This window comes from Shewanella sp. AS1, assembly GCF_021412565.1.
GTDB lineage: Bacteria > Pseudomonadota > Gammaproteobacteria > Enterobacterales > Shewanellaceae > Shewanella.
In genome coordinates, this window is the sequence record NZ_JAKCLJ010000145.1 from 1 (window position 1) to 279 (window position 279).

Consider the following 279-nt stretch of genomic DNA (forward strand, 5'->3'; position numbering starts at 1 on the left):
ACCGAGACCGAGCTGGAGACCGGCGTGGCTGCGAAAGCCCAGCAGGACGCTCAGCGACGGCAGCGCCACGCCCTGGTCGACCCCGGTAACAGCGAGCACCTCCTGGAACGCAAAGTGGCTTGCCGTCTGCCCCAGAGGCAGCCTCTGCTCCAGGGCGACGCCGAACTGCGTCATGAACGGGGTGTAGCTGCGGTCGCGGTTCTCGAACACCGACTGGAGCTTCGTATCAAGTTCCTGTGAATGGGCCGCCATCCAGGTCAGGCCGACCAGTGGTCCCCA

Annotated in this window: 1 protein-coding gene; it reads right to left on the reverse strand. The window is 65.9% G+C overall.

Annotated elements, in window-relative coordinates:
* The coding region (locus LZP69_RS16430; protein WP_234201754.1) for a hypothetical protein at positions 1–279 on the reverse strand (279 nt) is incomplete at both ends.